16 protein-coding genes, 1 pseudogene and 1 riboswitch are annotated in these 17659 nt (G+C 71.6%); of the genes and pseudogenes, 11 read left to right on the top strand and 6 right to left on the bottom strand.

The window, feature by feature from the left end; all coding sequences use genetic code 11:
• Positions 1 to 34 precede the first annotated feature (34 nt).
• A complete protein-coding gene (gene whiG, locus ABD401_RS20140) occupies positions 35 to 862 on the top strand; it encodes an RNA polymerase sigma factor WhiG (protein ID WP_425566212.1) in 828 nt (275 codons plus the stop codon).
• A gap of 91 nt (positions 863 to 953) precedes the next feature.
• On the opposite strand, the pseudogene ABD401_RS25125 reads toward whiG, so the two are convergent.
• Positions 954 to 1259 (bottom strand): annotated as a pseudogene (locus ABD401_RS25125) (peptidoglycan DD-metalloendopeptidase family protein); the annotation flags it as partial.
• A 486-nt stretch (positions 1260 to 1745) separates the two neighbouring features.
• Between ABD401_RS25125 and rpsB the strand changes: the two are divergent.
• The 5 genes from rpsB (at position 1746) to ABD401_RS20110 (ending at position 5828) form a co-directional block, all read left to right on the top strand.
• Entirely contained in the window at positions 1746 to 2609 is an 864-nt protein-coding gene (rpsB, locus tag ABD401_RS20130; protein ID WP_344608076.1) for a 30S ribosomal protein S2, read from the top strand.
• Positions 2610 to 2755: 146 nt separating this feature from the next.
• On the top strand, positions 2756 to 3577 hold the full coding sequence (gene tsf / locus ABD401_RS20125; protein WP_344608074.1) for a translation elongation factor Ts: 822 nt from the start codon (positions 2756 to 2758) through the stop codon (positions 3575 to 3577).
• A gap of 103 nt (positions 3578 to 3680) precedes the next feature.
• Positions 3681 to 4379: a UMP kinase gene (gene pyrH, locus ABD401_RS20120; protein ID WP_344608425.1), complete on the top strand. Its 699-nt coding sequence runs from the start codon at positions 3681 to 3683 to the stop codon at positions 4377 to 4379.
• Between the two features lie 36 nt (positions 4380 to 4415).
• Complete coding sequence (frr, locus tag ABD401_RS20115; RefSeq protein ID WP_344608072.1) at positions 4416 to 4973, top strand: ribosome recycling factor; 558 nt, start codon at positions 4416 to 4418, stop codon at positions 4971 to 4973.
• A gap of 9 nt (positions 4974 to 4982) precedes the next feature.
• A complete protein-coding gene (locus tag ABD401_RS20110; protein ID WP_344608070.1) occupies positions 4983 to 5828 on the top strand; it encodes a phosphatidate cytidylyltransferase in 846 nt (281 codons plus the stop codon).
• A gap of 65 nt (positions 5829 to 5893) precedes the next feature.
• Here ABD401_RS20110 and ABD401_RS20105 read toward each other — a convergent pair whose 3' ends face one another.
• Together ABD401_RS20105 and ABD401_RS20100 are read right to left on the bottom strand one after the other, a co-directional pair.
• Positions 5894 to 6175 (bottom strand): hypothetical protein, encoded by a 282-nt coding sequence (locus ABD401_RS20105; protein ID WP_344608069.1) that lies wholly within the window; start codon positions 6173 to 6175, stop codon positions 5894 to 5896.
• Positions 6175 to 7431 (bottom strand): serine hydroxymethyltransferase, encoded by a 1257-nt coding sequence (locus ABD401_RS20100; protein ID WP_344608067.1) that lies wholly within the window; start codon positions 7429 to 7431, stop codon positions 6175 to 6177. The genes ABD401_RS20105 and ABD401_RS20100 overlap by 1 nt, the downstream gene beginning before the upstream one ends.
• Before the next feature lie 34 nt (positions 7432 to 7465).
• A riboswitch (ZMP/ZTP riboswitch) is annotated at positions 7466 to 7550 on the bottom strand.
• A gap of 49 nt (positions 7551 to 7599) precedes the next feature.
• On the opposite strand from ABD401_RS20100, the gene rlmN reads away from it, so the two are divergent.
• From rlmN to ABD401_RS20080, 4 genes are all read left to right on the top strand, one after another.
• Positions 7600 to 8742 carry a dual-specificity RNA methyltransferase RlmN gene (gene rlmN, locus ABD401_RS20095; protein WP_344608065.1) on the top strand — a complete coding sequence of 381 codons (1143 nt, stop codon included), beginning with the start codon at positions 7600 to 7602 and terminating at the stop codon, positions 8740 to 8742.
• Entirely contained in the window at positions 8739 to 9320 is a 582-nt protein-coding gene (locus tag ABD401_RS20090) for a suppressor of fused domain protein (RefSeq protein ID WP_344608063.1), read from the top strand. The genes rlmN and ABD401_RS20090 overlap by 4 nt, the downstream gene beginning before the upstream one ends.
• A 63-nt stretch (positions 9321 to 9383) precedes the next feature.
• Complete coding sequence (locus tag ABD401_RS20085) at positions 9384 to 10919, top strand: DUF1800 domain-containing protein (protein WP_344608061.1); 1536 nt, start codon at positions 9384 to 9386, stop codon at positions 10917 to 10919.
• Positions 10916 to 12202, top strand: coding sequence for a DUF1501 domain-containing protein (locus tag ABD401_RS20080; protein WP_344608060.1), 1287 nt, complete (start codon positions 10916 to 10918; stop codon positions 12200 to 12202). Before ABD401_RS20085 ends, ABD401_RS20080 begins: the two co-directional genes overlap by 4 nt.
• Positions 12203 to 12247: 45 nt before the next feature.
• Here the strand turns inward: ABD401_RS20080 and ABD401_RS20075 are convergent, their stop codons facing one another.
• Positions 12248 to 13957, bottom strand: coding sequence for an AMP-dependent synthetase/ligase (locus tag ABD401_RS20075; protein ID WP_344608423.1), 1710 nt, complete (start codon positions 13955 to 13957; stop codon positions 12248 to 12250).
• A gap of 131 nt (positions 13958 to 14088) precedes the next feature.
• Between ABD401_RS20075 and ABD401_RS20070 the strand changes: the two genes are divergently transcribed.
• Positions 14089 to 15969 carry a propionyl-CoA synthetase gene (locus ABD401_RS20070; RefSeq protein WP_344608058.1) on the top strand — a complete coding sequence of 627 codons (1881 nt, stop codon included), beginning with the start codon at positions 14089 to 14091 and terminating at the stop codon, positions 15967 to 15969.
• A gap of 21 nt (positions 15970 to 15990) precedes the next feature.
• On the opposite strand, the gene ABD401_RS20065 is transcribed toward ABD401_RS20070, so the two are convergent.
• Positions 15991 to 16758: a cache domain-containing protein gene (locus ABD401_RS20065; protein ID WP_344608056.1), complete on the bottom strand. Its 768-nt coding sequence runs from the start codon at positions 16756 to 16758 to the stop codon at positions 15991 to 15993.
• 56 nt (positions 16759 to 16814) lie between these two features.
• The gene (locus ABD401_RS20060) at positions 16815 to 17555 is read right to left on the bottom strand and encodes a FadR/GntR family transcriptional regulator (RefSeq protein WP_344608054.1); all 741 of its coding nucleotides are present in this window, start codon (positions 17553 to 17555) and stop codon (positions 16815 to 16817) included.
• Positions 17556 to 17659: the final 104 nt, after the last annotated feature.

The raw sequence follows: 17659 nt of genomic DNA, 5'->3' as shown, positions 1-17659 counted from the left end.
CGCGGCGGCGGACACGCTCGGGCCGGCGCCGTCCGTGGTGGAGCACCCGACGGCGGGCACGGTCGCGCACGTCCCGGTCCAGGGCCGGGACGCCCACGCGGGCGCGACGGACGAGCTGCCCGCGCTGTGGCGGCGGTACCGGGAGGCCCGGGACGAGGCGACCCGCGAGCGGCTGATCCTGCACTACTCGCCGCTGGTCAAGCACGTGGCCGGCCGGGTGGCGGTGGGCCTGCCGCCCAACGTGGACATGGGTGACTGCGCCTCGTACGGCATGTTCGGCCTGATCGACGCGATCGAGAAGTACGACCCCGACCGCGGCGTGCGGTTCGAGCCGTACGCGATGAGCCGGATCCGCGGGGCGATCCTCGACGAGCTGCGGGCTCTGGACTGGATCCCGCGTTCGGTGCGCGCGAAGGCCCGCTCGGTGGAGCGCGGCTACCAGGCGCTCGAGGCGCGGCTGCACCGCAGCCCCACCGAGGCCGAGCTCGCGGCCGAACTCGGCATCAGCGTCGAGGACCTGCAGCAGACGTTCAGCCAGATCTCCGTCGTCAACGTCCTCGCGCTCGACGAGCTGCTCGCGGCCACCGACGAGCCGGGCGAGATGAACTTCGGCGACACCCTCGCCGACCTCACCGCCGACGACCCCGTCGCCGTGTTCGAGGACCAGGAGACGCGCGCGCTGCTGCTGAACGCGATCGCGGAGCTCACCGAGCGCGAGCGCCGGGTGATCCACCTGTACTACGTCGAGGGCATGACGCTGGCCGAGGTCGGCGAGCACGTCGGCGTCTCCGAGAGCCGGGTGTGCCAGATCCACTCCAAGGCGATGCTCGCCCTGCGCACCAAGCTGGCCGGCCGGCGCTGACGCTCCCCGCCGGGTCGTCGAGCGGGTCGTCGAGCGGGAGCAGCCGGGCCGGCCCGGTCGGCGGGGCCAGCAAGCTCATCGGGTCCCGGTACGCGGCGCCCTCCCGCAGGCCCCAGTGCAGGCAGGCCCGCGGGCAGTGCCGGGACCGTTCCAGGCGGCCCAGGTCCGCCCCGAGGGGGACCGGGTCGCCCGCCCGCACGTCCGCCCGCACCGGTTCGTAGGTCGTCCGGCGGCCGCCGGCGTGCCCGACGACCACCACCCCGCGCCCGGCCACCGGGCCGGCGAACGTGACGACGCCCGCGCCGGCCGCGCGGACCGCGGCGCCGACCTCGGCGGCGAGATCCGCCCCGCGGTGCCCCGGGGCGTAGGGCCCGGCGGGGGCGTCGAACGGGCGCACCACCGTCACCGGCCCGGCCAGGGGAGCGGTCCAGGATTCGGTCGCCCGGCTGGTCCTCGGGCCGGGGTCCGGGCCCGGGGAGACCGCGAGCGACGCGACCAGGGCGAGCGCGGTCGGGAGCGGGAGAACGGCGAAGATCGACACGCGGGCATCGTCGCCGGGCGCGGGCGGGACGGATGCCCGCCTGTGGACGGCGCGCGGGGTGTCTGGCCTGTGGATATCCCGGCGTCCAGCCCGCGCCGCGCGGGGGGTAGACTGCCCGGCGGCGACCCCCCGGGGTCGTACTTCGCACGTCCTCCGGCGACTCCAGCGCGTCAGCGCTCGGAAACCCGGTGCGCGCACCCTCGGTCGGCCGTCTCGAAGAACGTCGAGTCCAGACAGCCGCGCGGTGCGCCCAGGACGTCAGGGCGTCGGCCGACCGGCCGGTGCAACAAACCGAGTGAAGCACGGCCGCGTTCGGCGGCCGGGCGAAGGAGAGAACCACCCATGGCCGTCGTCACGATGCGCCAGCTGCTCGAGAGCGGTGTCCACTTCGGGCACCAGACGCGCCGCTGGAACCCGAAGATGAAGCGCTACATCTTCACCGAGCGCAACGGCATCTACATCATCGATCTGCAGCAGTCGCTGTCCTACATCGACCGCGCGTTCGAGTTCGTCAAGGCCACCGTCGCTCACGGCGGCACGGTGATGTTCATCGGCACCAAGAAGCAGGCCCAGGAGGCCATCGCCGAGCAGGCGACCCGCGTCGGGATGCCGTACGTCAACCAGCGTTGGCTCGGCGGCATGCTGACCAACTTCTCCACCGTCTACAAGCGGCTGCAGCGGCTGAAGGAGCTCGAGGAGCTCGACTTCGACGACGTCGCCGGCTCGGGCATGACCAAGAAGGAACTGCTCGGTCTGCAGCGCGAGAAGGAGAAGCTGGAGAAGACACTGGGCGGTATCCGGGACATGTCCCGCGTGCCGAGCGCGGTGTGGATCGTCGACACCAAGAAGGAGCACATCGCCGTCGGCGAGGCCCGCAAGCTGGGCATCCCGGTCGTCGCGATCCTCGACACCAACTGCGACCCGGACGAGGTCGACTACAAGATCCCGGGCAACGACGACGCGATCCGCTCGATCAGCCTGCTGACCCGCGTCGTGGCCGACGCCGTCGCCGAGGGCCTGATGGCCCGGTCCGGCGCGCGCGCCGGTGACGACAAGCCCGCCGACGGCCAGCTGGCCACCGACGAGCCGCTCGCCGAGTGGGAGCGCGAGCTGCTCGCGACCCAGGCGGCCGGTGCCGAGGCTCCCGCCGAGGCTCCGGCCGAGGCGCCTGCTGCGGACCCGGCCCCGGCGGCTCCGGCCGAGTAGCAACCGCCGCTGCGCGGCGGCCGGAAGCCCGCGGAAACCCTGAGGAGTCCGCGGAATTCGACAGCCGCCGCGCGCGTTGGGCTGACCCCCCAGGGGGTGCGCCCCCAGACGAACACACCACTTCGAAGGAACGGACGGCACACGAGATGGCCGACTTCACCGCGGCGGACGTCAAGAAGCTCCGCGACCTGACCGGCGCCGGGATGATGGACTGCAAGAAGGCGCTGGAGGAGACCGGTGGCGACTTCGACGCCGCCGTCGACCTGCTCCGTACCAAGGGTGCCGCCAAGGCCGCGAAGCGCAGCGCCGAGCGCAGCGCGAACTCGGGTCTCATCGCGGCCTCGGGCAACGCCCTGGTCGAGCTGAACTCCGAGACCGACTTCGTCGCCAAGAACGAGCAGTTCCAAGAGCTCGCGCAGGAGATCGCCGACTTCGTCGACTCCAGCAAGATCACCGACCGCGACGAGCTCCTCGCGGCCGCCCTGCCGAACGGCAAGACGGTCCGTGAGTCGATCGACGCGGCCAGCGCGGTCATCGGCGAGAAGCTCGACCTGGGTCAGGTCGCCCGGTACGACGGCGACGTCGCGATCTACCTGCACCGCAAGAGCGCGGACCTGCCCCCGGCCGTCGGCGTGCTCGTCTCCTACGAGGGTGCCTCGCAGGACGCGGCCCGTGGCGCGGCGATGCAGATCGCCGCGATGAAGCCGCAGTACCTGACGCGGGACGACGTCCCGGCCGAGGTCGTCGAGCACGAGCGCCGCATCGCCGAGGCCACCGCGCGTGAGGAGGGCAAGCCGGAGGCGGCGCTGCCCAAGATCACCGAGGGTCGCGTCACCGGCTTCTTCAAGGACGTCGTCCTGCTCGAGCAGGCGTCGGTCCAGGACAGCAAGAAGACCGTGAAGGCCGTCCTCGACGAGGCCGGCGTGACCGTCAAGGCGTTCGCGCGCCTGTCGGTCGGCGGGGCCTGACGGCTCCCGCTCACCGCGGCACGACGAGAAGAGTTCGACACCGGCGAAGGGAAGCACCCGCGTGGATCAGGATCCTGGTAGCGCGGGTGCTTTCCGCCGCGTCATGCTCAAGCTCTCCGGCGAGGTGCTCGCCGGCGAGAAGGGCATCGGCGTCGACCCGCTCGTGGTACGCCTGATTGCTCGTCAGATCGCTGAGGCGGCCCGGTCCGGGGTCCAGATCGCCGTCGTGGTCGGCGGCGGGAACTACTTCCGCGGCAAGGAACTCTCCCTCGCCGGGATGGACCGCAGTCGGGCCGACTACATGGGCATGCTCGGCACGATCATGAACTGCCTCGCCCTGCAGGACTTCATCGAGAAGCAGGGCGTCGAGACGCGGGTCCAGACCGCGATCACGATGGGGCAGGTCGCGGAGCCCTACATCCCGCGGCGCGCGGTGCGGCACATGGAGAAGGGCCGCATCGTCATCTTCGGCGGCGGGCTCGGCGCGCCGTTCTTCTCCACCGACACCACGGCCGCGCAGCGCGCGCTCGAGGTGGGCGCCCAAGCGGTCCTGATGGGCAAGCAGGGCGTCGACGGCGTCTACGACGCCGACCCCAAGTTCCACCCCGAGGCGGTCCGGTTCGACCACCTCACCTACTCGGAGTTCCTCACCCGAGGGCTGAAGGTCGCCGACGCCACTGCGATCGCGCTCTGCCGCGACAACTCGCTGCCGATCGTCGTCTTCGACCTGCTGGCTGAGGGCAACATCGGCCGAGCGGTCCGGGGTGAGAAGATCGGCACCCTCATCGGCGGCGAGATCTGATCGGCCCCCGCTGCAGAACGGGATAGGAGCACGCACATGATCGACGACACCCTGCTCGAGGCCGAGGAGAAGATGGAGAAGGCCGTCGAGGTCGCCAAGGAGGACTTCGCGGCGATCCGCACCGGCCGTGCCAACCCGGCGATGTTCTCCAAGATCATGGTCGACTACTACGGCGCCCTCACCCCGGTGAACCAGCTCGCCTCCTTCACCACGCCCGAGGCGCGCATGGTCATCGTGAGCCCGTACGACAAGGGCTCGCTGGCCGCCATCGAGAAGGCGATCCGCGACTCCGACCTCGGCGTGAACCCGAGCAACGACGGCTCGATCATCCGCGTCGTCCTGCCGCAGCTCACCGAGGAGCGGCGCAAGGAGTACATCAAGGTCGCCAAGGGCAAGGCCGAGGACGCGCGCATCTCGATCCGCAACATCCGTCGCCACGCGATGGAGGCGCTGCACAAGATGCAGAAGGACGGCGACGCCGGCGAGGACGACGTCCGTCGCGCGGAGAAGCACCTCGAGGACGTCACCCACAAGTACGTCGGCACCGTCGACGAGCTGCTCAAACACAAGGAAGCGGAGCTCCTCGAGGTCTGAGGACTTCCGGTGACCGCGGCGACCGAGGAGCCGAAGAAGAGCCGGGCCGGGCGCAACCTGCCCGCTGCCATCGGCGTGGGCGTCGGCATGGGCTCGATCGCCACGGCGTCGCTGATCTTCGAGCCGGCGATCTTCGTCGGCGTCGTGGCCGTCGCGATCCTCATCGCGCTCTGGGAGTTCGGCAACGCCCTCGCCACCACGGGGGTCAAGATCCCGGTCGTGCCGCTCGGCATCGGCACGGTCGCGATGCTCGCGGCTGCCTACGAGGCCGGGACCGAGTCGCTCATGGTCGGGCTGCTGCTGACCGTGCTCGGGGTCATCGGCTGGCGGATCGCGGAGGGGCCTGACGGCTTCGTCCGCGACGTCACCGCCGGTGTCTTCACCAGCGTCTACCTGCCGTTCCTCGCCGGCTTCGCGATCCTCATGGTCGCGGCACCGAACGACGGGGCCGAGCGGGTGGCGACGTTCATCCTCGTCGTGGTCTGCAACGACGTCGGTGGCTACGCCGCCGGGGTGCTGTTCGGCAAACACCCGATGGCGCCGCGCATCTCCCCGAAGAAGTCGTGGGAGGGCATGGCGGGCTCGCTGATCGGCTGCGCCGCCGGCGGCGCGATCTGCATGGCGACGCTGATGGACGACGCCGCCTGGAAGGGCGCCCTGCTCGGCCTCGCCCTGGCCGTCGCCGCGACGGTCGGGGACCTGGGGGAGTCGGTGCTCAAGCGCGACATCGGCGTCAAGGACATGGGGACGCTGCTCCCCGGCCACGGCGGCATCATGGACCGCCTCGACTCGCTCCTGATCGCCGCCCCGATCTGCTGGCTGCTGCTCTCGTTCTTCGTCGACCCGACGCCGTAGCGCCGTCGAAAAAGGGTGACACCCCTTACTCACGAGTAAGGGGTGTCACCCTTTTTTCGCACAGGTCAGGCGTCGAGAAGTTCGCGGAGCTCGGCGGCCTCGGCGCGGTACTTCGCCTGCTGCTCGGGGTGCAGGACCCGCAGGTTGAACAGGACCTGCTCGGCGGCGGCGTCGCTGCAGTCGAGCAGGGTGCGGACCTGCGTCCGCAGGTCCGGGGCACCGGCACGGACGAGGGCGAGGACGGCGTCGGTCTGGTCGCCGAGGGCGATCAGCGCCTCGAAGATCTCCGCCCGCAGGGCGAGCGCCTCCCGCTCCTCGGCGGTGCGAGGAGCCGGCGTGCCCGTCATCAGCCCAGACCCGGGGCGGGGAACTGCGCGGTGAGGTCGAGGACCTCCTTGCGCACCCGCTCGATGGTCTGCTCGTCGCCCTTCTTCGCGGCCTCGACGACCTCGTCGAACCAGCCCGCGATGGCGTCCATCTCCGCCGGGCCCATGCCGCGGGAGGTGACGGCCGGGGTGCCGATCCGGACACCCGAGGGGTCGAACGGCTTGCGGGTGTCGAAGGGGACGCTGTTGTAGTTCGTCTCCAGGCCCGCGCGGTCGAGCGCCTGCGCCGCCGGCTTGCCGGCGATGTCCTTGTTGGTGAGGTCGATCAGCACCAGGTGGTTGTCCGTGCCGCCCGAGACGAGGTCGAAGCCGCGGGACGCGAGACCCTCGGCCAGCGCCTTCGCGTTGGTGACGACCTGCGCCGCGTAGGCCTTGAACTCGTCGGTCGAGGCTTCCTTCAGCGCGACCGCGATGCCCGCGGTGGTGTGGTTGTGCGGGCCGCCCTGCAGACCGGGGAAGACGGCCTTGTCGAGCGCCTTCGCGTGCTCCTCGGTGCTCATCAGCATCGCGCCACGCGGACCGCGCAGGGTCTTGTGCGTCGTGGTCGAGATGACGTCGGCGTACCCGACCGGCGAGGGGTGGGCGCCACCGGCGACGAGGCCGGCGATGTGCGCGATGTCGGCGGCGAGGACGGCGCCGATCTCCTTCGCGATCTCCGCGAACGCGGGGAAGTCGATGGTGCGCGGGACCGCGGTGCCGCCGCAGAAGATCAGCTTCGGCCGTTCGGCGAGCGCGAGGTCGCGCACCTGGTCCATGTCGATGCGGCCGGTGTCCTGCCGGACGCCGTACCGCACGGCGGTGAACCAGGCGCCGGTCGCGGAGACCGACCAGCCGTGGGTGAGGTGGCCGCCGCTCGGCAGACCGAGGCCCATGACCTTCTCGCCCGGTGAGAGGAACGCCATGTAGATGGCGAGATTCGCGGGGGAGCCGGAGTACGGCTGGACGTTCGCGTGCTCGACGCCGAAGACGGCCTTGGCGCGCTCGATCGCGAGCGTCTCGATCTGGTCGATGACCTGCTGGCCCTCGTAGTACCGCTTGCCGGCGTAGCCCTCGGAGTACTTGTTGGTCAGGACCGTCCCGGTGGCCTCGAGCACGGCCTTCGAGACGTAGTTCTCGGACGGGATCAGCTTGATGGTGTCCGCCTGGCGCCGTTCCTCCGCCGCGATGAGCTCGGCGATCTGGGGGTCGGCAACCGACAGCGCGGGGTCGTTGGCCACGGGTCCTCCTGTGCCGTTCGGCACACCTCGGTGGTCACGGAGCCCAGGCGCACGGCCCCGTACTGCAAGCTCCCCGGCGGTGAACTCCGCCTGTGAACGCGCCAGTCGCAGGTCCCAAACTACCGCCTGGAGCCGACGCCTCCCGGATCGGCTGCGAGAATGGGGTCAATGCCTGCCCCCGGTGAGCTCACCCTCGTCGCCCCGCGCCGCGCGAAGCCGCCGCGGCACCTGGCCGACCTCGCACCCGGCGAGCGCAAGGCCGCCGTCGAGGAGCTCGGGCACAAGGGCTTCCGGGCCAAGCAGCTCGCGACGCACTACTTCACCCACCACAACGCGGACCCGGACACCTGGACCGACGTCCCCGCGAAGGACCGCGAGGCCCTCGCGAACGCGCTGTTCCCGCCGCTGCTCACCCCCGTCCGGGACATCACCTGCGACGAGGGCACCACGCGCAAGACCCTGTGGCGGCTGTTCGACGGCGCGCTGGTCGAGAGCGTCCTCATGCGGTACCCCGACCGGGTGACGGTCTGCGTCTCGTCCCAGGCCGGCTGCGGCATGAATTGCCCGTTCTGCGCGACGGGCCAGGGCGGACTGACCCGGAACATGTCGACGGCCGAGATCGTCGACCAGGTCGTGGCGGCGGCACGGGCCCTCGACCGCGGCGAGGTGGCGGGCGGGCCCGGCCGTGTCTCCAACGTGGTGTTCATGGGCATGGGGGAGCCGCTCGCGAACTACAACGCCACCTCCGCCGCCGTCGCACGGCTGATCGACCCCACGCCGGACGGGCTCGGCCTGTCGCGGCGCTCGGTGACGGTCTCGACGGTGGGGCTGGTGCCGGGCATCGCGAAGCTGGCGGACTCCGGGCTCGGCGTGACGCTCGCGCTCTCGCTGCACGCCCCGGACGACGAGTTGCGCGACACGCTGGTGCCGATCAACACGCGGTACCCGGTCGCGGAGGTCGTGGGCACCGCGCATGACTACTTCGTGCGGACGGGACGCCGGGTCTCGATCGAGTACGCGCTGATCCGCGACATCAACGACCAGGCCTGGCGGGCGGACGAGCTCGCCCGGGTGCTCGCCTTCGCGGGGCCCGGCGCGTGGGCGCACGTGAACCTCATCCCGCTCAACCCGACGCCGGGCTCGAAGTGGACGGCCTCGCGGCCCAAGGACGAGCGGACCTTCGTCCGCCGGCTGGAGGCCGCGGGCGTGCCGGTCACGGTGCGGGACACTCGGGGCCGGGAGATCGACGGGGCCTGCGGCCAGCTGGCCGCGGCCGACCTGGAGGCGATCGACGAGGAGGCGGGGGCGTGAAGACGCCGAGCGAACTGATCGGCAAGCACTACACCGACTACTTCGGCCGTGGGCACTCGATCTTCGAGATGGACCCGCCGGCCGAGGCCACCGACCGCGTGCCCGGGCTGCGGATGCTGGAGGTGACGGCGGGCAAGCGCGTCGACGTCGTCAGCTACTTCACCCTCGGCTGCTGGGAGGCCGTGCAGAGCCTCGGCATCGGGTGCGAGTTCGTCCTGTCCGCCCGGGAGCCGAGCGAGGCGCACCTGAAGTCCCTCGCCGCCGCGGCGATCGCGCACTGCGGCACCCCGGACAGCCGGCTCGACCGTGGCTCGGTCGTCCAGCTCGACGGGCCGTGGCTGCCCGGGTCGGAGTGCGACCGGCTGCTCGTGACCCTGCCCTACCCGTACGGTCCCGAGCTCGAGTACTGCCGCTGGAAGTTCCGCGGGCAGAACTGCACCGCGCGCGTGCTGTGGCTGATGCCCATCACCGCGGCCGAGGCTGCGATGGTGGCGCTCGACGGGGTCGAGGCTCTCGAAGCCCGATTTGAGGAGGTTGGCGTCAATTTCGCCGACCCCGCTCGGTCCTCCGCCGTCTGAACCAGCGGAATGATTGCGTAAAGCGCCGCGTCGCGGCGCGGCGCCTCCTCCGACACTGCGGGGATGCGGAGCAGTCGGCCCACGAAGCAGCACCGCCTCGAGCGCGGGGCGAAGCAGGCGCGGGCGGCTGCACCTGACCGGTCGTCAGAGAAGTTCGCCCTCCACCTCTTGCGCCGGACGACGTTCGGCATCACGCCGGACCTGCGCGCCGACGTCGCGGACGCCGGCGGCGCGCTGGCGTGGCTCGAGCAGCAGTTCGACCCCGAGTCGATCGACGACGGGACCTGTTCCGGGGCGCTCGCTGCCTGGCCGTTCGCGACGACCGACCCGCAGGTCAACCACGCCACCATGGGCGCCGGCAACGCGACGTCGATGGAGGATCTGGTCCGGGCGACGCTCGCCCGGCAGATCTGGTCACGGCGTCAGTTGTTCGAGGTGATGGTCGACTTCTGGTCGAACCACCTCAACATCACGTGTCCGAGCGGGACGGTCTGGGCCACCAAGGCCTGGGACGACATCCACGTCGTCCGGGCGAACGCGCTCGGCCGGTTCGAGGACATGCTGCAGGCGTCGGTCACCTCGCCGGCGATGCTGCTGTACCTGAACAACGCGCAGTCCCGTGGCGACGCCGTGAACGAGAACTACGCCCGCGAACTGCTCGAGCTGCACACGGTCGGCCTGGGCGCGGGCTATCAGCATCGCGACATCGTGAACGCGGCCCGTGCCCTGAGCGGTCTGTCGGTGTGGGACCGCAGCGACAAGGCCGCCGCGCTCTCGCTGGGCACCTTCCGCTACCGGGCGGAGTGGCACTACGTCGGCCCGGTCTCGGTCCTCGGCTGGTCGCACCCGAACGGTGACGCCGCCGGCGGAGTCGAGGTCGCGCGGTCCCTGATCGCGTACCTCGCCCGCCACCCGTCCACGGCGGAGCGGATCGCCCGCAAGCTCGCCGTGCGCTTCGTCCGCGACCACCCGTCCGCGGCGCTGGTGCGCCGTCTGGCCCGGGTGTACCTGGACTCGGACACCGAGATCGTGCCCGTGCTGCGTGCCCTGTTCACGTCCGACGAGTTCGCGAACGCCGTGGGGGCGAAGGTCCGCCGGCCCGCGGAGGTCGTGATCGCCGGCTGGCGGGCGCTCGGCGCGCAGCCGATTCCGGGGTGGCTGAACCGCAACAACGCCGTCGCGCAGCTGCGCTGGACGCTGTCGGAGATGGGGAACGCCCCGCTGGGTTGGCCCCTGCCCGACGGCTACCCGGACGTCGCGGCGGCCTGGAAGGGCGCCGGTCTGACGTTGACGGCGTGGAACGCGCACCTGACCGCGGCGACCCATCGCCTCAACAACGGCGTGCTGTGGCCCGACCTGGCGACGCACCTGCTCGACGGGGCGGTGCCGACGAGCTGGGACGGTCTGGTCGACACTCTGACGGCCCGTCTGCTGCCCGGGCAGCGGGTGAGCCCGGCGCACCGCGCGGCCTTCCTGGCGTTCCTCGCGGACGCCGCCGGCGCCGCGGACCCCGGCGCGTTGCGCCCGCAGGACCTCAAGGCGCTGCTGCCGGTCCTCGTCGCGCTCGTGCTCGACAGCCCGTACTGGAGCGTGCGATGACCGAGCCCACGGACGAGTGCCAGGAGTGCACGAGCGCCCGGTCGGTGAGCCGGCGCCGCTTCCTGCAGGCCATCGGCGTGACCGGAGCCGCCGTCGCCGCGCCGTCGATGTTCTCGGCGCAGGCGGCCTTCGCGGCCGGCCCGCACCGCGGCCCCGTGCTGGTCGTGATCTCGCTGCGCGGCGGGATGGACGGGCTCTCGCTCGTCCCGCCGGTCGGCGACCCGAACTACGCCAAGCTGCGACCGTCGATCGCCGTGCCGCAGCGCACCGCGATCCCGACGGATGACCCGCGGTTCGGCCTGCACCCCGCGCTCGCGCCGCTGCGTCCGCTCTGGGACTCGAAGCGGCTCTCCTTCGTCCACGCCGTCGCGTCCGCGGACACCTCCCGCAGCCACTTCAACGCCACCGCCGAGCTCGAGCGGTCGGCCCCGGGCACGAACGTGCACTCGGGGTGGCTGGACCGCGTGCTGCGCGTCAACGGGCGCAACGCCACGTTCGAAGCGGTCGCTCTCGGGACCGGCGGTCGGCCCGGTCACCTCGTCGGCGAGAGCGACGTCCTGACGATGCGTTCGCTGTCGAGCTTCACCCTCGCCGGCCCGGACACCCTCTGCCCGGCCATGGCCAAGGCGCTGCGGGCACTGCACAGCGACCCGAAGGCGCCGCAGACCTCCAGCGCTGTCGCGACGCTGACGGCGCTCGACACCGTCGGCACCATCAACGCCCAGCGCGCCAAGGCGGGTGCCCCCGCGACCGCCTACCCGGCGAACAGCGCCCTGGGTGCGGCGCTCGCCGACGCCGCCGCCCTGATCCGCGCCGACGTCGGCCTCGCGGCGCTGGCGGTCGAGATCGGCGGCTGGGACATGCACATCGCGCTCGGCAACGCCGGTGAGGGCCAGTTCGCCGCCCTGGCCGGGCAGGTCGCCGCCGCGATCGCCGCGTTCGCCGCGGACCTGGGCAAGGACTTCGACCGCGTCAACGTCGTGACGATGAGCGAGTTCGGTCGCCGGGCCGGCCAGAACGGCAGCGGCGGCGTCGACCACGGGCACGGCAACGCGATGCTGCTCGCCGGCGGCGGGCTCGTCGGCGGCAAGGTCCACGGCCGCTGGCCGGGCCTCGCCAAGGACGACCTCGATCAGGGCGACCTCGCCGCGACCACCGACTACCGCGACGTGCTCGCCGAGTTTCTCGTCCGGCGCGCCGGCCTCGGCCAGAACGCGGTGTCGGTGGTCTTCCCGAACTACAAGCCCCGCCCGGTCGGCGCCTTCCGTCGCCCGACCGCCTGAACCGACCGTTCGGTCGTGACGAAAGGGTGTCACCCTTTCTTCACATCAGTCCTCGGCGTAGAGGGCCTCGATCACGTCGGCGTACTTCTCCGCGATCGGCTTGCGGCGGAGCTTCATCGTCGGGGTGAGTTCGTCGCCGCCGGGGAGCCAGTCGACGTCGAGCAGGTGCCACTTCTTGATCTGCTCGACGCGGGAGAGCTTCTCGTTCGCGGACGCGACCGCGGCGCCGACGATCTGCTGCACCTGGGGGTCGGCGGCGACGGTCCGCGCCGAGGAGTCGGGCAGCCCCGCCTGCTTCGCGTAGGCCGCGGCGGCGTCGGGGTCGAGGACGAGCAGCGCGACGTTGTAGCGCCGGCCGTCGCCGATGCAGACCGCCTGCCCGATCAGGGCGTGGGACGCCTTGAGCCGCTGCTCGATGTTCGCCGGCGACATGTTCTTGCCGGCCGCGTTGATGATCAGTTCCTTCTTGCGGTCGACGATGCGGATGAATCCGTCCTCGACGACGCCGACGTCGCCGGTGTGGAGCCACCCGTCCGCGTCGATCGCCTCGGCGGTGCGCTCGGGGTCGTTGCGGTACCCCTTCATCAGCAGCGGCCCGCGGACGAGGATCTCGCCGTCGTCGGCGAGGGCCATCTCGGAGCCCGGGATCGGCTGGCCGACCGTGCCGGGGCGGATGTCGTCGGCCGGGACGCAGGTCATGCAGCACGAGGTCTCGGACATGCCGTAGACCTCCTGGACCGGCAGCCCGAGGTCGCCGAAGTACTTCAGCGTCTCGACCGCGATCGGGGCGGCACCGACGATCGACCACTGAACCTGGTCGAGGCCGATCTTCGCCCGCGCCCCGGCGCGGACCTCCTCGGGCAGCGCGGCCGGGTCCGTCAGACCGCCGGCCTGCAGCGCGGCCATGATCTTCTCGTAGACGCGCGGCACGCCGCCCCAGAACGTCGGGCGGGCGCTGACCAGCGCCGGGATCAGCTGGGTCTGGTCCGCCACCGTCGTGACGGTGGCCCCGAAGGTCGCCGAGCAGTGGTAGTGGTGGCTCCACCGGTCGGCGATGTGCGCCGACGGCAGGTAGGACACGATCGACCCGCCGACCGGCGTCGGGGCCATCGCCGACATGCCGCGGATCTGGGCCATCATGCCGGCGTGCGTGAGCTGGACGCCCTTGGGCGGACCGGTGGTCCCTGAGGTGTAGATCAGCGTCAGCACGTCGTCCGGCTGCACGGCACGCCAGGCGGCGTCGAAGTCGAAGTCGTCCGAACCGCCGGCGATCAGCTCGTCGAGGGTGGAGGTGCTCGCGTCCCCGCCGTCGATGCAGACGACGTGCGCGACCGCGGTCCCCGCCTTGCGGACGGTCTCCAGGAAGGCCTGCTCGCACACCACGACGCGGTTGCCGGCGTTGGAGAACAGGTACTCGACCTGTTCCGGCGACGAGGTGTTGTAGATCGAGAACGGCACCGCGCCCAGGTGCAGCGCGGCCATGTCGACGAGATTCATCTCGGGCCGGTTGCGCATCATCAGCGCGACGGTGTCCCCGTGCCCGACCCCGAGGGCGGCGAGGCCGGCGGCGATCCGGCGCACCCGGTCGGCGTACTCGGCGAAGGTCAGGCTGATCGAGTCGTCGGGGGTACGGAGGGCGACGCGGTCGGCCTGCTCGGCCGCGGTCAGCTGAAACGCCTCGCAGATCGTCGCGGCGTGCAACGCGGGCACGCCCTCCTGAATGGGACGGTCGCTGCTGGGGATGAGCTGAACCATGCCGTTCTCCATCGTCAGGGTCGTCATGCCGGGACTTCGGGGCAGCCAACCAGGTCGCACCGGGTTTGTCAGGCCCTCCAACGGTTGGGGCGGGGCTGGCCGTTCCCGCGAGTGGAAGACAGGATGAGCCCATGGGTGCCTACGCCGACGCGTTCCGCCGCAGTATCGAAGACCCGACCGGCTTCTGGGCCGAGGCCGCACAGGCCGTGGACTGGACCCGGGCGCCGACGACGGTGCTCGACGACAGTCGGGCCCCGTTCGTGCGCTGGTTCCCTGACGGAGAGCTGAACACCTGTCACAACGCGTTGGACCGGCACGTGGACGGCGGTCGGGGCGATCAGACCGCGCTGATCTACGACAGCCCGATGACCGGCCGTCAGGCGCGCTTCACCTACGCCGAGTTGCGTGACCAGGTCGCCCGCTTCGGCGGGGTGCTTCGCAGCCTCGGCGTGGAGAAGGGCGACCGGGTCGTCATCTACATGCCGATGGTCCCCGAGGCCGTGGTCGCGATGCTCGCCTGCGCGCGGATCGGGGCGGTCCACTCGGTGGTGTTCGGCGGCTTCGCCCCGCGTGAGCTCGCGGCCCGGATCGACGACGCCCAGCCCAAGGTCGTCGTCGCCGCCTCCTGCGGGCTGGAGCCGACGCGTGTCGTCGAGTACAAGCCCATGATCGCCGCGGCGATCGAGATCGCCGACCACAAGCCGGACAGGTGCGTCGTCCTCCAGCGGGAGCAGGCGCGGGCCGAGATGGGCCCGGACGACGTCGACTGGACCGAGGCGATGGCCTCCGCCGAGCCGGTCGAGTGCGTCCCGGTCGGTGCGAACGACCCGCTCTACATCCTCTACACGTCCGGGACGACCGGGAAGCCGAAGGGCATCGTCCGCGACAACGGCGGTCACGCCGTCGCGCTGCTGTGGTCGATCCGCAACGTCTTCGGCCTCGAGCCGGGCGAGGTGTGGTGGACCGCGTCCGACGTCGGCTGGGTCGTCGGCCACTCCTACATCGTCTACGCCCCGCTGCTGCTCGGCGCGACGACGATCCTCTACGAGGGCAAGCCGGTGGGCACCCCGGACGCGGGCGCGTTCTGGCGGGTCATCGCCGAGCACGGCGCGGTCACGCTGTTCACCGCGCCGACGGTCTTCCGCGCGATCAAGAAGGAGGACCCGGACGCGAAGCTGCTGGAGCAGTACGACATCTCCAAGCTGCGTGCGCTGTTCCTCGCGGGGGAGCGGCTCGACCCCGACACCTACCACTGGGCGACGGAGAAGTCCGGCGTCCCGGTGATCGACCACTGGTGGCAGACCGAGACCGGCTGGCCGATCTGCGCCAACCTCCGCGGCCTGGAGCCGATGCCGATCAAGGCGGGATCGCCGTCGGTGCCGGTGCCCGGCTGGGACGTCCAGGTCCTCGATCCCGAGGGCAACCGGGTCGGCCCGAACACCGAGGGCGCCATCTGCATCAAGCTCCCGCTGCCGCCGGGTGCGCTGCCGACGCTGTGGAACGACGACGACCGCTTCGTCGCGAGCTACCTGTCGGCCTACGACGGCTACTACCTCTCCGGCGACGGCGGGTACGTCGACGAGGACGGCTACCTCTACGTGCTCGGGCGGACGGACGACGTCATCAACGTCGCCGGGCACCGGCTCTCGACCGGCTCGATGGAGGCCGTGCTCGCCGCCCACCCGGCCGTGGCCGAGTGTGCGGTGATCGGCGTCCACGACTCGCTCAAGGGCCAGGTCCCGCGCGGGTTCGTCGTGCTCAAGGCCGGCGTGGACGTCGACCCCGAGGCGCTCTCCGCCGAACTGGTCGCCGCGGTGCGCAACGAGATCGGCGCGGTCGCGGCGTTCAAGCGCGCCGACATCGTCCCGGCGCTGCCGAAGACCCGGTCCGGGAAGATCCTGCGCCGCACCATGCGCGGGATCGCCGACGGCCGTGACGAGCCGGTGCCCTCGACGATCGAGGACGCGAGCGTGCTCGACAAGCTCCGTCCGATCCTGACCAAGGAGTCGTGACCGGACAGCCCTGAGCGCCAGTCAGGCGACGAGGCGGTCCCCGACGAGCAGGACGATCGGGACGTCGCCGCAGCGCTGCAGGGTCAGGCCCTGCTGGCGGCTGGTCGCCTCGCCGCCGGCGACGAACCCGGCGAGGTCGAGCCGGCGGACCAGCGAGCCGGTGACGAGCCGCGCGGTGTTGGACACGATCACCCGGCCCTGGGTGTTGACCAGCGCGGCGGCGCTCGGGAGCGACCGCAGCGGGGGGAGCACCAGCGACTCGTAGCGGTTGACGAAGACGTCCGCGCCGGCGACGCCGACGAACGTGCCATTGACGAAGATCGGTTCGGTGAAGGTGAGCGCGTACTCGTCGCTGCACACGTAGTCGACGTAGGGGCCGGTGACGTGGCGGCGGCCGGTCGCGGCGGGTACCGCGAACCAGGGGAGGGGCACGTAGTCGTAGAAGCGGTCCCGGCTCGGGTCGAGCTCGACGACCAGGCGCGACGCGCTGCCGTTCCGGCCCTGCTGCCACCACTGCAGCCAGCGCGGGGCGTCGCTCAGGGTGTTCGGGGCGGAGATGAAACCCGCGCCGGGAATGATGCCGTCGACCTCGCCGAGCATGCCGATCGCGATGGCGTCGATGGCGGCCAGGTCCGCGACCCCGACCCGACGACCCTCGTGGTGCGCCTCGGCGAAGAGGCTCTCGGTGGTGCGGCGCAGATTCGAGACCAGGTCGAACACAGCTTCGGCGGCCGTCGCGACGTGCTGGCCCACCGACTCGGAGCTCTCGATCATCTGGTGCAGCGCCACGGCAGCCCCCGTGATTGCCCGGTTGGGGCGCCCAACGTACTACGCCCCTATTTCGATCAGGTCAGCAAATTCAGTCGCAGTTCGGTCACTCTTTCCGCCGCCGCGCGCACGTGCGCCTCGACCAGGTCGCGAGCTGACGCCCCGTCGCCGTCGGCGATGGCGGCGAGAATCTCGCGGTGCTGGGCGGCCGCGCGCCGTTGCACGGCCTCGCCCTCGAAGGGCGCCCAGAGCAGGGCCCCGAGCTCGCTCTGCAGCGCGAGCTCCTCGCGCGCCAGGCGGGCGGACTGAGCCGCCGCCGCGATCTCGAGGTGGAAGTAGCCCTCCGCGCGCCGGCGCGCGCCGGGGTCGGTCGCGGCCGCCAGCTGGTCGGCCGCGCGTTCCAACCGCTCGATGTCCTCAGCTGAGGCACGCTCAGCTGCGAGCCGGCCCGCGGTGCCGCCGACGGCCGCGTAGTGGTCGAACAGGTCGCGCAGCTCGATCAACGAGATCCGCGCAAGCCGTTCGCGCAGTTCGGCCGCGGTCGGGTCGGCCGGTGCCTTGACGAAACTGCCGCCGCCCCGTCCCCGACGCGTCTCGACCAGGCCGCGCTCGCGCAGCACGGTGAGGGCCTCGCGCACGGTGACGGTGGAGACCGCGAGCTGGGCCGCGAGGTCGGCCTCGCTCGGCAGCTGCTCCTCGTCGGCGAGCAGGCCGAGCACGATGGCGTCGGCCAGGCGGCCGGCGACGAGCTCGGTCCGGCTGAGGGTGTCCAGCGGCGCGAACACAGCGGCCCGGGCGTCCGGTGCCCACCGATGCATCGCGTCCGCCCCATCGGGAGAAAGGTCCATCAATCGTTGACCTTAAACATCTGAACTCATAGGTTATCTCTCATTCCGGCCGGTCCGCACAAGAGTCTCGACCA

The organism is Sporichthya brevicatena (assembly GCF_039525035.1).
GTDB lineage: Bacteria > Actinomycetota > Actinomycetes > Sporichthyales > Sporichthyaceae > Sporichthya > Sporichthya brevicatena.
Note: the sequence above shows the minus strand (reverse complement) of the source record. Positions and strands in the feature narration are given on the sequence as shown.

Excerpts from the sequence above, each read along its gene's own strand:
- ABD401_RS20085 (WP_344608061.1), top strand. The coding sequence starts at position 9,384 with ATGCGGAGCAGTCGGCCCACGAAGCAGCACCGCCTCGAGCGCGGGGCG.
- pyrH (WP_344608425.1), top strand. The coding sequence starts at position 3,681 with ATGCTCAAGCTCTCCGGCGAGGTGCTCGCCGGCGAGAAGGGCATCGGC.
- tsf (WP_344608074.1), top strand. The coding sequence starts at position 2,756 with ATGGCCGACTTCACCGCGGCGGACGTCAAGAAGCTCCGCGACCTGACC.
- ABD401_RS20080 (WP_344608060.1), top strand. The coding sequence starts at position 10,916 with ATGACCGAGCCCACGGACGAGTGCCAGGAGTGCACGAGCGCCCGGTCG.
- ABD401_RS20075 (WP_344608423.1), bottom strand. The coding sequence starts at position 13,957 with ATGGTTCAGCTCATCCCCAGCAGCGACCGTCCCATTCAGGAGGGCGTG.
- frr (WP_344608072.1), top strand. The coding sequence starts at position 4,416 with ATGATCGACGACACCCTGCTCGAGGCCGAGGAGAAGATGGAGAAGGCC.
- ABD401_RS20105 (WP_344608069.1), bottom strand. The coding sequence starts at position 6,175 with ATGACGGGCACGCCGGCTCCTCGCACCGCCGAGGAGCGGGAGGCGCTC.
- ABD401_RS20070 (WP_344608058.1), top strand. The coding sequence starts at position 14,089 with ATGGGTGCCTACGCCGACGCGTTCCGCCGCAGTATCGAAGACCCGACC.
- rlmN (WP_344608065.1), top strand. The coding sequence starts at position 7,600 with ATGCCTGCCCCCGGTGAGCTCACCCTCGTCGCCCCGCGCCGCGCGAAG.
- rpsB (WP_344608076.1), top strand. The coding sequence starts at position 1,746 with ATGGCCGTCGTCACGATGCGCCAGCTGCTCGAGAGCGGTGTCCACTTC.
- ABD401_RS20060 (WP_344608054.1), bottom strand. The coding sequence starts at position 17,555 with ATGCATCGGTGGGCACCGGACGCCCGGGCCGCTGTGTTCGCGCCGCTG.